12 protein-coding genes are annotated in these 16,878 nt (G+C 34.9%); all 12 read left to right on the forward strand.

From position 1 onward, the window contains the following. Positions 1-2,063, forward strand: a 2,063-nt coding sequence (locus N4A35_00445) for a hypothetical protein (protein MCT4579857.1), incomplete at its 5' end; no start/stop codon positions are given. Between the two features lie 163 nt (positions 2,064-2,226). Further along, entirely contained in the window at positions 2,227-4,374 is a 2,148-nt protein-coding gene (locus tag N4A35_00450) for a M43 family zinc metalloprotease (protein ID MCT4579858.1), read from the forward strand. Further along, positions 4,371-6,455: a M43 family zinc metalloprotease gene (locus tag N4A35_00455; protein ID MCT4579859.1), complete on the forward strand. Its 2,085-nt coding sequence runs from the start codon at positions 4,371-4,373 to the stop codon at positions 6,453-6,455. Before N4A35_00450 ends, N4A35_00455 begins: the two co-directional genes overlap by 4 nt. 39 nt (positions 6,456-6,494) lie before the next feature. After that, a complete protein-coding gene (locus N4A35_00460) occupies positions 6,495-7,085 on the forward strand; it encodes a hypothetical protein (GenBank protein ID MCT4579860.1) in 591 nt (196 codons plus the stop codon). Positions 7,086-7,206: 121 nt separating this feature from the next. Continuing rightward, positions 7,207-10,722 carry an N-acetylmuramoyl-L-alanine amidase gene (locus N4A35_00465; GenBank protein MCT4579861.1) on the forward strand — a complete coding sequence of 1,172 codons (3,516 nt, stop codon included), beginning with the start codon at positions 7,207-7,209 and terminating at the stop codon, positions 10,720-10,722. A gap of 33 nt (positions 10,723-10,755) precedes the next feature. After that, positions 10,756-12,036, forward strand: a complete 1,281-nt coding sequence (locus tag N4A35_00470) for an aspartate kinase (protein MCT4579862.1) — start codon at positions 10,756-10,758, stop codon at positions 12,034-12,036. 116 nt (positions 12,037-12,152) lie between these two features. Then, a complete protein-coding gene (gene atpB / locus N4A35_00475) occupies positions 12,153-13,256 on the forward strand; it encodes a F0F1 ATP synthase subunit A (protein ID MCT4579863.1) in 1,104 nt (367 codons plus the stop codon). Between the two features lie 33 nt (positions 13,257-13,289). After that, the gene (gene atpE, locus N4A35_00480) at positions 13,290-13,490 is read left to right on the forward strand and encodes an ATP synthase F0 subunit C (GenBank protein ID MCT4579864.1); all 201 of its coding nucleotides are present in this window, start codon (positions 13,290-13,292) and stop codon (positions 13,488-13,490) included. Between the two features lie 96 nt (positions 13,491-13,586). Further along, positions 13,587-14,084 carry a F0F1 ATP synthase subunit B gene (gene atpF / locus N4A35_00485; GenBank protein MCT4579865.1) on the forward strand — a complete coding sequence of 166 codons (498 nt, stop codon included), beginning with the start codon at positions 13,587-13,589 and terminating at the stop codon, positions 14,082-14,084. Between the two features lie 2 nt (positions 14,085-14,086). Beyond that, positions 14,087-14,614 (forward strand): ATP synthase F1 subunit delta, encoded by a 528-nt coding sequence (atpH, locus tag N4A35_00490; GenBank protein ID MCT4579866.1) that lies wholly within the window; start codon positions 14,087-14,089, stop codon positions 14,612-14,614. A gap of 8 nt (positions 14,615-14,622) precedes the next feature. Then, on the forward strand, positions 14,623-15,207 hold the full coding sequence (locus N4A35_00495; protein MCT4579867.1) for a hypothetical protein: 585 nt from the start codon (positions 14,623-14,625) through the stop codon (positions 15,205-15,207). Positions 15,208-15,218: 11 nt separating this feature from the next. Beyond that, positions 15,219-16,793, forward strand: a complete 1,575-nt coding sequence (gene atpA, locus N4A35_00500) for a F0F1 ATP synthase subunit alpha (GenBank protein ID MCT4579868.1) — start codon at positions 15,219-15,221, stop codon at positions 16,791-16,793. The last annotated feature ends 85 nt before the right edge of the window (positions 16,794-16,878 follow it).

The raw sequence follows: 16,878 nt of genomic DNA on the forward strand, positions 1-16,878 counted from the left end.
AAGCTAAAGTGTTGAATGTAACATCTGCTAATCAAATTACAGTAACACATAATGGAACTGTTATACCAGCTAGCTTTAACAATTCGACTAAAGAGGTCAGTATAAATCAACCATTGATTAGTGGGAATAATGTATTCGTAGTAACAGGAACTAACAATGCAGGAGTAGATACTAAGTCAACAACTATTGTGTATAAAAAGCCAGTAGCAATGCTGCCACCAGTAGTTAGTTTTATTAATCCTACGGTTTCGCCTTATACTGTTAATATGAGTAGTTTTACTGTAAATGCGAAAGTGTTAAATGTGACCTCAGCAAATCAAATTACAGTAACACATAATGGAACAGCGATACCAGTCTTTAACTTTAATACTAATACAAAAGAAGTTGTTATTAATAAGACGTTGGTAGCAGGCAATAATGTGTTTGTAGTAACAGGAACGAATAGTGCAGGTGTAGATACCAAATCAACAACGATTATCTATAGAAAGTTAGTCACTCTTTTACCTCCTGTAGTTACATTTATAACGCCACAAGGAAATCCATATAATACTACAAATGCAAATGAAGTGGTGACAGCTAGAGTAGATAATGTGAACTCACAATCTCAAATTTCATTAACATATAATGGAGTGCAAACGAGTAATTTTAGTTATAACTCATCAACGAAGATGGTAACCTATAATGCAGCCTTAAATATGGGGAGTAATACTCTTTCAGTAGCTGCAAGTAATTCATCAGGAACAGATAGTAAAAGCAAAACATTAATTCGAAAGAAGCCATGTGTAGCTCCAGTTTTGGCATATCAAATTCCATTACAAAGTCCACACAATCATGTAGGAAGAGATGGAAATATGGCATTTACATTTAGTTCAGCAAATATCACTTCTGTGAGTCAGATTAGTGTTACGAACAACGGTTATAATGTCCATGTTAATCTAGAGCAGACAAATGGTAATATCTGGGGGACTGTTCCATTAAAAGTGGGAGCCAACAAATTAATTGTTAAAGTGGAAAACGAATGTGGAAAAGCTGAAAAGGTGTTGGATGTTATGTATAAAGGAAACACTTCGAAGTTAGTTCCTCCAGTAATTACAATTCAAACGCCGACGAGTTTCCCACATACAACAGCAGCAGCAAGTGTAACAGTTGTTGGAAAAATAGACCATGTTTCTAGTCAAAATAATGTACAGGTTACCATGGATGGAACTAATATTCCGTTTACATACAATACAGCAACCAAGGTGTTGACAATCGTTACGAATTTAACAGTAGGTTCACATCAGGTTAGGGTAAGGGCTCAAAATAATTATGGTAATGATATGGAAGTCTTTGATCTGGTAAGAACTGGTCCTCAAATAAAAGCACCAATTGTACAATACACAAACCTTGGTAATGGAAACTCTTATAGAAGTCCATTTGTTTCTCCTCAGAGAAGCTATACTGTTCAAGGAAGAGTTGTTAATCATCAAAATGTAACACTTAACGTTTACATGAATGGGAATAGATTGTCGAACTATAGTTATAATGCAAGTACAGGTGTTTTCTCTATACCAGTTGCTTTTCCTCTTCAAGGACAAGGAACTCAACGAAGAGTTGAGGTGGAGGTGCGAGCTTCAAATAGTGCTGGGCAGCATGCTAAAAAAGGACATCTAGTGTATATGATTCAGAGCATATCAACAAATCCTAGTACAGGTAATGTAGGAAGTTCATCAACCCAAACGTATAAAAACTATATTTCAAAAGCAGATAGCTATTATAGAAAAGGAGAACTTAATCAAGCTAAGGTATATTATCAAAAGGCGGCTCAAGCTAATCCGAAAGCGAGTTTGCCAAAACAAAGGCTGGCTGAGATTTCAAAAAAGCTTAAAGCACAAAAGGAGGTCGCAAAACCAGTTGTAAAACCGATAACAAAACCTGCCACTAAGCCAATAACAAAACCAACTGTTAAGCCAAATGCTTCTAAAGTAGAAACAAAACCAGCAGAAACAAAACCGGTTGTTAAACCTTCAGTGGAGCAAAAAGGAGTAAACAAGTGGACAACCAAGCCAATTGAGAAACCATAATTTAAATTAGTCTATTTATAGCTAAAGCGTCTTATTAGAAATAATAAGGCGCTTTTTTTTGTAAGGAAATATATAAAATGGATACAGATAAGAATAAATGTTCATTCAAGATATAATGATTTTTCGTATATTGTCGGAATCCGAACCAAATAAAAATACACACATGTTTAAAATAGTTTCTACAAGTATAGTTTTTTTCTCTTCTATTTTGCTTTTCTCTCAGACTCATGACCATTCGTCTCATTTAGATCATTCAAATATGAGGGAAGGTGAACATGTTGAGTATTGTAAAACGCATAAGTTTTATGCTAAAATGATGGGGAATGCTGATTTTGTACAACAAAATATTCTAGACCAACAAGCGTTAGCTCAGCAAGAACAAGTAATTGAACAAGAGAATTTAAATAAAGCGGGTACAGTCTATAAAATACCAATAGTGTTTCATGTCTTACACAATGGAGGTTCTGAAAATATTAGTAGAGCACAAATTATGGATGCTTTAAGAATATTAAATAGAGATTATAGGTTGCAGAATGCAGATGCAAACAATGTGGTAAGTGCATTTCAAGGAATGCCTACTGATATCGAAATAGAGTTTGTATTGGCTACTATAGCTCCAAATGGACAATGCTTTAGTGGGATAACAAGAACAATGTCTCCAAGAACTGAAGATACTGAAACAGACAATTATGATGGTGAAGACCAGGTAAATGCTATTGTTAACGGGAATGATGTTTATCAAGGAATTTGGGATCCGTCAAAGTACTTAAATATATATATATGTAAATCTATAGGAGGAGCAGCAGGGTATACAACTTATCCATCTAATTGGAACTCGGGGGATATGGTTTGGAATGGTATTTTTGTTTTGCATAATTATGTAGGATCAATAGGGACTAGTTCAGCATCAACCAGTAGAACATTAACACATGAGTGTGGGCATTGGTTAAATCTAATTCACCCTTGGGGAAATTCAAATAACCCAGGGTTAGCATCTAATTGTAGTATTGATGACGGGGTTTCTGATACGCCAAATACCAAAGGAGTTACTTCTTGTAATTTGTCTGAATCTAGTTGTGGTGTATTGGCAAATGTTGAGAACTATATGGATTATTCATACTGTTCTAAAATGTTTACAGCGGGTCAAAGAACAAGAATGAGAGCAGCAATTACCTCTTCAGTTGCTGGAAGAAGTAACCTGTGGAAGACCTCTAATTTGAATGCCACTGGAGCGAATGGTAATGCAGGGATATGTAAAGCTGACTTTTCTGTTGAAACGAAAGTGGTATGTGTAGGGACTACTATTGATTTTACAGACGATTCATACCATAACCCAACAAGTTGGAGTTGGACATTCCAAGGAGGAACACCTTCTTCTTCTTCAACTCAAAATCCATCAATTACTTATAATACCCCAGGGATTTATCCTGTTTCATTGACAGTAAATGGTTCAACAGGATCTGCATCTGAAACAAAAACTCAATATATAAAAGTGGTTTCTGAAACAGGAATTCCTCCTATACAAGAAGGGTTTGAATTTACGAATACAATACCATCGAATAATTGGTTTGTAGAGAATCTTGATAATGGAGTAACTTGGGAGTTAACAAATGTTGCTGCCGCATCAGGAAGTAATTGTGTGATGATCAATAACTCGCAAAATAATGAGGGAAGCATTGACGAATTAGAAAGTACTACCATTACTTTAGATTTAAATTTATCGGCAACTATTTCTTTTGATTATGCTTTTGCTAAGAAAAATAGCTCGAATAGTGATCGTCTATTGGTTAAGGTCTCTAACAATTGTGGTCAAACTTGGAATACGAAAAAGACCGTTTCAGGAGGAGTATTAGAAACAGCTCCAAATACTTCGGGTAATTTTGTGCCAGACGCTACACAATGGAAAACAGCAACAATTAACTCAAGTAGTTTAGTCAATTACTTGGATAGCGATTTTAGAATGAAGTTTATCTTTGAACATGGAGGAGGGAATAACATTTATATTGATAACATTAATATAAGTGGACCAGTTTCTATAGATGAAAATGAGTCGTTTAAAGAATTATCCATTTATCCAAACCCAGCAAAAGATGAGGTGAACGTTACATTTTCTGTAGAAAATAATCAAAGAGCAATACGTATAGAATTGTTAGATCTTACAGGTAAAGTATTAGAAAGCGTTTACGAAGGTGGTTTACAGTTAGGTGAGCATCAATTTCAAGTCAATACCAAAAAATATGCAGCTGGTATGTATATCTTATCGTTTAACGATGGAGAAAATACAAAGTTAAGCAAACTGATTATTGAATGATAAAAAGACGATATCTGATTATACTGATTCTTTTTTTTTCTAGTGTAGGAGTTGCTGCTCAGTCTCATACACATCAATGTGGTTCGCACAAAATACTAAAGAAGAATATGGAGGATAGTTCGTTTGCAATGAGCTATCAAAGAGATCAGATCAAACTAAAACAAGATGAAAGTTTAGCAAAAGCTGGAACAGTATATAAAATTCCAGTTGTTTTCCATGTACTCCATAATGGAGGTTCTGAAAATATTAGTAGAGCACAAATTCTTGATGGCCTAAGAGTACTAAATCGGGACTTTAGGAAGTTAAATGCTGATGCTAACTCTGTCGTTTCAGCATTTCAACACTTAATAGCTGATGTTGAAATAGAGTTTGTTTTAGCAACTAAAGCCCCAAATGGAGATTGTTTTGGAGGGATTACTCGTACTAAAACAGTGTACACTGTCGACACAGATGACGATGCGCATGATGCTGATGATCAAATAAATGCTGTTGTTAATGGAAATGATGTCTATCAAGGCTATTGGGACCCGTCAAAGTACCTCAATATATTCATTTGTAAATTTTTGCCTTATAATGCAGCTGGGTATACCAATTACCCTAGTAGTTTTTATCATGGAGATATGTATGGAAATGGGATTTTTATGCGTTCAGGGTATATCGGTGAAATTGGGACAAGTTCACCAATCACAAGTCGAACATTAACCCATGAATGTGGGCATTGGTTAAATTTGGCACATACATGGGGATCAACAAATGAACCTGGTTTAAGTTCAAACTGTAGTACAGACGATGGTGTGTCTGATACACCTAATACAATTGGAGTGCGATCTTGTAATTTACCAGAGTCTACTTGTGGAGTGTTAGCCAATGTAGAGAATTATATGGATTATTCATATTGTAGAAAGATGTTTACGCTTGGACAAAAAAGTAGGATGCGAGCGGCGTTACAGTCTTCCATTGCAGGAAGGAATAATTTATGGCAGACCTCTAATCTACAGGAAACAGGGGCGCTTGGTAATCCAGAAATTTGTGTTGTTGATTTTTCTACCAATACTAAAGTTGTTTGTGTGGGGGGAACAGTTGAGTTTACTGATAATACTTATAATAGTCCAACAGCTTGGAATTGGACATTTCAAGGAGGGATTCCAGCATCTTCAACCAGTCAAAATCCTACAGTTACATATAGTACACCAGGAATTTACCCTGTTTCGCTTACTGCTTCAAACTCGGTAAACGCACTAACTGAAGTTAAAACGCAATTGATAAAGGTGGTGTCAGAAACAGGTATAGCACCAATACAAGAGAGTTTTGAATATGTTAATGCGATCCCTTCTGATCACTGGTTTGTTGAAAATCCTGACAATGCGATTACTTGGGAGTTGACGAATGGAGCTGCTGCTTTAGGAAGTCAGTGTGTCATGATTCAAAATGACGCAAACAATGCAGGAAATATAGATGAATTAGAAAGTACAACAATTACCCTGGATTTGAATTTGTCTGCTTCAATTTCTTTTGATTATGCCTATGCAAAACGAGCAACTGAAAACAATGATCGATTGCTACTTAAAGTATCAAAGGACTGTGGGGAAACTTGGGTGACGAAGAAGATTCTTTCAGGGAGTATATTGGAAACAGCTCCAACTACATGGTCAAGTTTTGTCCCAAATTCAACACAATGGAAAACAGCAACAGTAAGTTCAGGTAGTTTGGTGAATTACTTAGAAAGTGATTTTAGAATGAAGTTTATATTTGAAAGTGATGGAGGGAATAATATTTATATCGATAATATTAATATCAGTGGTCCTGTATCAGTAGAAGAAAGTGCATTGTTAGAAGCGTTTTTAATTTATCCAAATCCAGTAGAAGATGAAGCAATAATCAGTTTTAAAGCAAATAATAAAGTTGATAATATAGATGTTTTGGATGTTGTTGGTAAAAAAGTCATGAGTTTGGATAATGGACAATTTGGAGATGGTCAACATCGTTATGTTGTGGATACTCAAAACTTTTCTTCAGGAGTATATTTTATCGTTGTGACAAAAGATAGTAGAAAAGAAGTTCATAAGTTTATGGTAAAATAATTTTGTTGTCAAGCCGTTATTGCTTTTAAATGTTACGTTATGAAGAGTATTGTTTTATTTGTCGTTTTAGCTGTTCTTTCATTAAATATAAATGCTCAAGATAATGATGGATATACTTATGATGGAAACACTTCTAAAGTGGCTTTTAAAGATAAGTTGTTTACAGGTGGTAATTTTGGATTTAACATTAGTAACGGCCTAATGTATTTAGAGTTGGCTCCCATCTTAGGATACAAAGTTAGTGATAACTTTTCTACCGGAATTTCAGGTAAATATTTGTATTGGGGACCTACCAATAGTAACTCCCCTTTTCTTTCCTATAAATACTATGGAGGAGGACTTTTTGGTCGTTATAGAATTTCTCCGTCTATTTTGGCTTCAGCTGAATATGAATTATTAAATGTTCAAGATTTAAATCCGAATAGTGGTTCTTATGGTGAACGAACATTTAGTAATGTTTTTCTGTTGGGAGCAGGGTATAGTAATGAGATAGCCAATAACTTAAATGTACAGTTGTTTTTGTTGTATGATGTGATAGATGATCCTAATTCCCCTTATCGTTATAATTATATTTTCGGACCAAATGGTGTCCCTGTAATCTATAGGATTGGCTTTTCATTAGGTTTTTAATTTTGATTATGTAATGTGTTATTTATAGAGGTTGTTTGACTTTGCAACTTTTTTTATATAAATTTCGTCATCAATTTGAGTGTGTTCAAATTAGTTTCAGTTACATTAATCAAAAAAGAATATGAAAAAACTTTATTTTCTAATCAGCATATTTTTGTTGATAAGTGGAGGAATGTTTGCTCAAACAACTCCGGTTTTTAATACTTACCAACAGGAAATGAATGTTGCATATCAACAATACCCAAATATTCCTAGAGGGATGTTGGAGGCTGTGTCTTATAAAATGACCCATTTTAGCCATATCGATGAAACGATGCCTCAAAGTTGTTTTGGTCTTCCAAGAGTCTATGGAGTTATGGGATTGACGGAAAATGGAGAGGGATACTTTAGAAGTAATTTAAATTTAGTTGCTCAATTGTCTGGGTATACTGTCTCTGATATAAAGGCGTCTCCGCAAATTAATATATTGGCTTATGCAGCAGCATATAATCAGTTAATGATTGATATGGGGATTTCACCAACAGCTATTAATGAGCACGATCGTATCATTATTGAACTATCTGAAATTCCAAGAGATCATAATGTTGCCAACGATTTTGCTATGAATTCAAGACTTTATGGCGTGTTTAGTCTCCTAAAAGAATTAAATGTAGCAGCCTCTCCTAATGTAGATTTGGTTGCTATTTTTGGAGCCAATAACTTAAGAGTATTAAGTAGTGGAACCGTAAATCTTCAAGGAGGTGCGGTCAATTCTAGTTCAGGAACAAGTTATGTGCCTACTCAATTAAAGTCAAGTGAGTATGGTCCAGCTTTATGGGTAGCCGCGCCTAGTTGTAATAAAAGTTCAAGAAGTGGAACAGCAATATCAGCTGTTACAGTTCATACGATTCAAGGTTCTTATGCAGGTGCTATTTCATGGTCGCAAAACTGTAGTTCAAACGTATCTTATCATTATGTTGTCCGTTCTTCTGATGGTCAGGTAACACAAATGGTGTTAGAGGCAGAAAAAGCATGGCATGTTAGTTCAGCAAACCCTTATGCTATTGGTATAGAACACGAGGGGTATGTTTCTGATGCTTCATGGTATACCAATGCAATGTATACAAGTTCAGCTAACTTATCAAGAGATATTACACAAAGTGGATATGGTATTTTGCCAATTAGAACGTATTATGGCGCATCTTCTGCTGGTTTAAACACATTAGGAGCTTGTACTCAAATCAAAGGACATCAACATTTTCCTAACCAAACACATACTGATCCGGGAATTAATTGGAATTGGAAAAAATATTATAACCTAATTAACAATACAACAAATCCAACAACAGCAACAGCTGCTTCAGGGAATTATTTTGATTCAGGTGGGGCAAATGGAAATTATACTGATGATGAACGTACGTTGTATTTAATTCAGCCAACTGGCGCAAGCACAGTAACCATTAATTTTAGCGCATTTGATTTGGAAAACAACTGGGATTACCTGTTTGTATATGATGGGGCAACAACTAGTGCACCGTTATTAGCAACATTGACAGGTTCGAGTATCCCATCTTCAATTACTTCAACAGGGGGAAGTTTGTTAATAGAGTTTAGGTCAGATTGTGCAACAAGTAATGCTGGATGGGCACTCTCTTGGAGTTCTAATGGAACAGGAGGGTCTCAAGATTTAGTGCCTCCAAGCTCTGTAGTTACCTCTCCAAATGTATGGGAAACAGCTGATTTTGTGGCTTCTTTTACCGATACAGATAATTCTGGAGGAAGTGGAGTAGGAGAGAAATATTATCAAGTGATTAATTACAATGGAACAGAATGGAGAGCAAATGATGGTAATGGCTTTTTGAAAGATAATTTTGAAACTGCGATTAATGGTGATTGGGCACAACAGGTAGGTACATGGAGTATTAGTAATAATGCACTACAACAAACAGATGAAACAGAGTCTAACTCTAACTTGTATGCTTTACTAGATCAAAATATACACGATAAGTTTTTATACCATTGGTCTGCTCGAATTGAGGGAACAGGAACGAATAAAAGAGCTGGGGCTCATTTCATGTCAGATGATGGAGGGTTTACAAATAGAAAAAATTCCTACTTCGTTTATTTTAGAGCTGATGATGATAAAATCCAAATATATAAAGTCACCAATGATGTAATCAGTTTAGAACATGATGTTCCCTATACTGTAAATGCTAATCAATGGCATGATATAAAAATCACGTACGATAAAACAACAGGAGAGATAGATGTGTGGTTGGATAATGTTTTTGCAACAAGTTGGACAGATCCTAACCCTATTATTGGGGGAGATTATTTCTCTTTGAGAAATGGAAACTGTATTTATAAAGTTGATAATTTAAATGTCTACCATAACAGAGCTTCCAATGAGGTGGTTACAATTGGAGCTGCAAATACTAATGATATCAGGTATCAAAACCCAGACCCTTCAACGTTTTCTGGCAAAGTTAAGTCTTTGGTAGTTGACAACCAGCATAATATTTCAACCGTGTCATCGAAGAATATTAATGTCGATTGGACAGCGCCATTAGATGTAACCAATTTGTTTGATGGTACAGGTGCAGATATTAGTAGTACTTCTAATAATACTCAGTTGTCGGCGAATTGGACGGCGTCTTCTGATCAACATTCAGGAGTGGCGAGATATTGGTATGCTATAGGTACTACTTCAGGAGGTACAGATGTTGTGAACTGGACAGATAACTGGTTTAATACAAGTGTAACAGCTACTGGACTTTCACTAACACAAGGAACGACTTACTATGTGTCAGTTAGAGCAGAAAATGGAGCAGGTTTGTTGTCGAATGTAGTGAGTACAGATGGACAGATAATAGGAAACCCAACAGGGACTCCTGTATCTAATTTTACTGTGCCTAATACTTATGTTTGTTCTAATGATTCTATCGCGTTGGTAAATAATTCAACAAATGCAACTTCTTATCTTTGGAGTGCTAATGGCGGAACGATTAATGCACCAACGAGTTCTAGCCCTTATGTTTCTTTTGCAACCTCGGGGAGCTATACGGTGTCTTTAGTGGCTACAGGCCCAGGTGGAGCCGATACATCATCTCAAACAATAACTGTAGTGGTTGATTCTGCTCCAGTAGCTATGGCTTCGCAAAGTGATACGATGGTGTGTACAGATAACCCTATGGTTACTTTTACCAATCAGTCGCAGAATGCAAATGGCTATTTGTGGAGCTTTGGAGATGGTTCAACATCTACAGATGCCAATCCATGGCATGCTTATGATGGTCCAGGAGTATTTAATGTAACGTTAACTGCAATCAATGGAACTTGTCCAAACGATGTGTTACAGTTAAGTGTTACCGTTGATGATTGTTCTGATATAAAAGAGGAACAAGGATTAAGTCTACTGTTGTATCCTAACCCAGCATTAGATCATGTAACTTTAATGTATCATTTAGGTGCTGATTCAGAATACAGTATTGTGCTATATGATCTTACAGGAAGAAAGGTGTTGGATTTGTTTAATGGAGGAAATGTGGCAGGAAATCATGTGTTACAATTTGATGTGAAAGCATTAGCATCAGGTAATTATCACTTAGTGGTTCAAGGAGAAGAATTTAAGGCTGTTAAACCATTAGTGATTCGATAAAAATAGTAGCTTTGTTAGTGTAAAACAGTAGCAATGAAAGTATTTAAGTTTGGAGGAGCGTCTGTTAAGGACGCTTCTTCTGTTTTGAATGTAGCCGAAATAATTAATCTATACACAGAAGATTTGATAGTTGTTGTCTCAGCGATGGGGAAAACAACTAATTTAATGGAGCGGTTGGTTAAAGCGTGCTACGAAAAAGAAGTGCAATTAATAGAAGAACTGTATCAAGAAGTTTATGAGCAGCACTACAACATCGTTGTAGCGTTAGGGTTAATCGAAGATGAAGATTTTATTACGCTTTTTGAGTATAAGTTTGATGAGTTAGAACAAAAAATCAATAATGATCTCTCAGAGAATTATGCTTATGAATATGATCAAATTGTAAGTTTTGGAGAAATTATTTCAACAACAATTATTTCAGGGTTCTTGAATTTTATTGGAATAGAAAATTGTTGGTTCGATGCTCGTAAAATTGTAAGAACGGATTCAGCATTTAGGTCTGCAAAAGTTAATTGGCCAAAGACAGAACAGCTTATTAGCGAAAAAATTAAGCCTTATTTAATCGCTGATGATGAAAAGAAAATAGCCGTTACTCAAGGTTTTATAGGGCATACTGAAACACATCAGACAACGACTTTAGGAAGAGAAGGTTCAGATTTTTCAGCTGCGATATTAGCTTGGAGCTTGAATGCAGAGGATGTGACGATTTGGAAAGATGTTCCAGGAATGTTAAATGCAGATCCTAAATTTTTTAATAACTGTGTTAAGTTAGATCAAATTTCGTTTAAAGAAGCTATAGAGTTGAGTTACTACGGAGCTTCGGTAATTCACCCCAAAACAATAAAGCCACTTCAGAATAAAAACATTCCACTTTATGTCAAGTCTTTTGTTGCTCCAAATGAAGCAGGAACGATGATTCAAGAGTCTGGAGAGTTAGATGCTAAAGTTCCTTCTTATATCTTTAAAGGAAACCAAACATTAATTTCTTTTGTTCCTAGGGATTTTTCTTTTGTGGATGAAAAAGGGCTAACAGCATTTTTTTCATTTTTTACCATGCATAATATTAAAATTAACCTAATGCAAAACTCAGCAATTAGTTTTTCAATTTGCATAGATGATAGTGAGGAGGTAAAAACGTTGATTTTAGAGACTTTTAAAAATGAGTTTAAAGTAAGGTATAATAGTGAGTTGGAATTGTTGACAATTAGACATTATAATGAAGATGTAGTTCAGAAATTAACGGAAAGTAGAGTGGTTTTGGTACAACAAAAGTCTAGGCAAACAGCTCGATTTGTGATGAAAAAAGAAATTTAAAAAATAAAAAATGACTTTTCTATTAAAATTAACACAAGAAAATAGTTGTGAGATAAAAAACAATATCTACCTTTGCGGAAATTTTTGGAAAAACAGTGTCATTTTTAAAAATCAAAATGAAACAAACAAATAGTATTAAAACAATCGTGTTAGCAGGGCTGTCTTTGCTAATGTCAATTAATTTTTACGCTAGTCACCCTGAAGGGGAAGGACACGGGCATCACGATGAGCATGCAGCTCCTAAGAAATATGATCCAGTTAAAACAATTATGGACCATATTAAAGATGCTAATGAATGGCATGTAATTACAACAGATGAAAATTCTGCACATCCAAATCACGTAAGTATTCCTTTACCAGTTATCATTTACGATAACGAAGGTTTAAAGTTTTTTATGTCTTCAAAAGTAGCTCATGGTCACGAGTATGAAGGGTATACAATGCATCATGGAGATGTCGTGTCATTGTCAGGTAAGAAAAAAGCAGATATGTTTGATGTTGTTAAAGGTAATTTAAGCACTGAAGATGTATTCTTTGATGTGTCTATTACTAAAAATGTTGCAACATTGATCCTTGTTTCGATTATCTTATTGTTGGTGTTTCCTAGAATGGCAAAAAGTTACAAGAAAGGTTTAGTTCCTAGTGGAGTAGCGAAGTTTTTAGAGCCAATTGTGTTGTTTGTAAGAGACGATATCGCTAGACCAAATTTTGATGATAAACAAATGAAAAAGTTTATGCCGTTTTTATTGAGTATTTTCTTCTTTATTTGGTTCTCTAATATGATGGGGTTAATTCCATTTCCTCCATTTGGAGCCAACTTAACAGGGAATATTTCTGTAACGTTTGTATTAGCATTAATTACAATGTTAATGATAAACTTAAATGGTAATAAAGGATATTGGGGGCACATGTTATGGATGCCAGGAGTTCCAGTTCCTGTAAAAATATTATTAGCACCAATCGAATTAGTAGGGGTTGTTGCTAAACCGTTTGCCTTAATGATACGTTTGTTTGCAAACATTACAGCAGGACATATCGTAGTTTTAAGTTTGATCGGAATTATCTTTATATTTCAAAGTGTTGGAGGGTCATTAATGGCAGTTCCTTTAGCTTTGTTTATTTCGGTATTAGAAATATTGGTAGCTTTCTTACAAGCATTTGTGTTCACCATGTTAGCGGCTCTATTTATTGGGACGTCAACAGCAGAAGCACATCATTAACAAGTAATTATTAACCAAAACAAAACATAAATTATGAGTGGAATGGGAGTTTTAGGAGCAGGTCTTGCAGTATTAGGAGTAGGACTTGGTATTGGTAGAATCGGTGGATCAGCAATGGAAGGTATTGCTAGACAGCCAGAAGCTGCTGACAAAATTCAAACAGCAATGATTGTTGCTGCGGCTCTTATCGAGGGTGCTGGATTATTCGCAATTGCGTCTACTTTCTGGGCTTAAGATTCAAGAATCTAAACCATCACAATTAGCGGTTGGCTGATTGTGATGGTTTTTAATTATGTTTGATTAAATTAGAATTATAACAAAATAATATATATGTTAGGATTAGTTACACCAGGATTCGGATTAACAATATGGATGTTGATCACTTTTGGAATTTTGATGGTATTATTGAAGAAGTTTGCTTGGAAACCAATTTTAGGAGCAATCAACGAAAGAGAAACTAAAATTGAAGGAGCTTTAGCTGCTGCTGAAAAAGCAAAAGAGGAGATGGCAGAACTGAATGCTAAAAACGACGAAATGAGAAAGGTTGCTTTAGCAGAAAGAGATGCTTTAATGAAAGAGGCTAGAGAGATGAAAGCTCAAATTATTGCTGAAGCTAAAACTAAAGCAGGTTCAGAAGCAGAGTCTATGTTGACTACAGCTAGAGAAACAATTGCTCAAGAAAAAGCAGCAGCAGTTAGTGAAATAAAAGCACAAGTAGCTACTTTATCAATTGATATTGCAGAAAAATTAGTAAAAGAAAAATTGTCTTCTGATGATAAACAAAAAGCATTAGTAGATAATTTAGTTGAGGATGTAAACTTAAACTAATTATGGTGAACTCATTAGCAGGAAACAGATATGCTCAATCATTGATTGACTTGGCCAAAGAACAAAGCCAGTTAGATGCGGTATATAACGATATGTTATTAATTGGATCAACAATTAAAGAGAGTAAAGATTTATCTGTTTTATTAAATAGTCCAGTTGTAAAGACCGATAAAAAACATAGCGTTTTAGCAGCTGTGTTTGGAGCTAAGATAACTGAGCTGACTACAAAGTTTTTACAATTAATTTCGACAAGAAAAAGAGAAGCTTTATTGGAAGCAATTGCTTTTTCTTTTGTAAACTTATACAAAAAAGAAAAAAATATTGTTGTTGCAGAAGTAACTTCGGCAGTGAAGTTAGATGATGCGCAAAAACAAAACATCATCAACCTATTAAAGACTGATGCTACTATAGAAATGGTAGAGAAAATTGATCCATCAATTATTGGAGGTTTTATTGTAAGAGTTGATGATAGGCAAATCGACGCGAGTGTAGTAAGAGAAATTAGTAACTTAAGACAAGCGTTAAACTAATAATTGTGATGAAAGCACTATTTACTATAATACTAATGACTTTAACTTTTGGAGTGACTTTCGCTCAGAAGATAAAGGAAAAAAAAGGACAGATATATGTTGATGGTGTCGAGCTATTATTCGTTGAAAAAATTAAGTTAGCAGGGAATATAGATTTTGTTGTTAAAGATTTGAAGGAGAATGATTTAATAAACTTTGTAATGAAAGATTATTATGATCCCGACAAATTAGTAACCAAAACAGATCCAAGGACTAAAGTAAAAACTACGACAAGAGGAGCCACAGTTTCATATTATGAAATTTCTTTTGTAGGCTTAGAAGATTTTTGTGAGTCTGGTTATGTCTTCCCAACCAATAAAGGAGTTGCTAAGTTTGTGATTAAGAATAAGCTAGCAGATTCGAAAACTGGTGTTGTTGACTTAGAAAATGCTAAAGCTTTTATCGAGAGAATAGGGAAAGAAGAAACGCGTAGAAGAGAAGAAATTAGTGGCAACAAAGTAATTATAATAAATGAAAATTCAGCACCTTCAAATCAAGAAGGAGATGGAGTTACAATAAAAAAAGGAAACGTAAAAGTTAATATTGGAAATTAAATCAAAATAAAATGGCAGGAATAAACCCAGCAGAAGTTTCAGCAATTTTGAAAGAGCAACTTTCAGGATTAAAAACAGAAGCAGAATTAGAAGAAGTAGGTACCGTTTTACAAGTAGGAGATGGTATTGCTCGTATCTATGGACTTTCAAGTGTTCAATATGGTGAGTTGATTCAATTTGACAATGGATTACAAGGTATTGCATTAAATCTTGAAGAAGATAATGTAGGAGCTGTATTATTAGGATCTTCTAATAAAGTAAAAGAAGGAGATACTGTAAAAAGAACAAAAAGAATTGCTTCGGTAAAAGTTGGTGAAGGAATGTTAGGTCGTGTTGTTGACACAATGGGAAATCCTATTGATGGAAAAGGACCTATTACAGGAGAATTGTATGAAATGCCAATCGAGCGTAAAGCTCCAGGTGTAATTTACAGACAACCTGTAGATGAGCCTTTACAAACAGGAATTAAAGCGGTTGATGCCATGATTCCAATTGGAAGAGGACAAAGAGAGTTGATTATTGGAGATAGAGGTACAGGAAAAACAACTGTAGCAATCGATACAATCATCAACCAAAAAGAGTTTTACGATAGAGGAGAAACAGTTTATTGTATTTATGTAGCAGTTGGTCAAAAAGGATCTACAGTTGCAGGAATCGTTAAAAAATTAGAAGAAGCAGGAGCAATGGCTTATACAGTTGTTGTTGCGTCTAACGCATCTGATCCAGCTCCAATGCAGTTTTATGCACCATTTACAGGAGCAGCTATTGGAGAGTTCTTCAGAGATACAGGTAGACCAGCTTTAATTACTTATGATGATTTATCAAAGCAAGCTGTTGCTTACCGTGAGGTGTCATTATTATTAAGACGTCCTCCAGGTCGTGAGGCTTATCCAGGAGATGTATTCTTCTTACACTCAAGATTACTAGAGAGAGCTGCAAAAGTAAATGCATCTGATGAGATTGCTGCAAATATGAATGATTTACCAGAGTCTTTAAAAGGAATCGTAAAAGGTGGAGGTTCTTTAACAGCTTTACCTATTATTGAGACTCAAGCAGGTGACGTTTCTGCATATATTCCTACAAATGTAATTTCGATTACAGATGGTCAAATATTCTTAGAGGCTAACTTGTTTAACTCAGGTGTAAGACCAGCAATTAACGTAGGTATTTCTGTATCGCGTGTAGGTGGTTCTGCTCAGATTAAGTCAATGAAAAAAGTATCTGGTACATTGAAACTAGATCAAGCTCAATATAGAGAGTTAGAGGCATTTGCTAAATTTGGTTCAGATCTAGATGCTGCTACTAAATCAGTAATTGAGAAAGGAGCGCGTAACGTGGAAATCTTAAAACAAAATGAAGGGTCTCCATTACCAGTAGAAGAGCAAATCTCAATCATTTACTGTGGAACTAAAGGGTTAATCGGAAATGTTCCAGTGAAGAAAGTTAAAGAATTTGAAGAAGAATTCTTATCGTTCTTAAGAAACAAACATCAAGATGTTTTATCAACTTTAAAAGCTGGTAAATTGACTGATGAAGTGACAGACACTTTAGAAAAAGTAGCAAAAGATATTGCTTCTAAATATTAATTTAGACTTATAAAGATTCAAGATTAAAAGATTCAAGATGTATTCATTCATCTTGAATCTTGAGTCTTAAAATCTTAATTCTTAC

This window comes from Flavobacteriales bacterium (genome assembly GCA_025210295.1).
GTDB lineage: Bacteria > Bacteroidota > Bacteroidia > Flavobacteriales_D > Parvicellaceae > S010-51.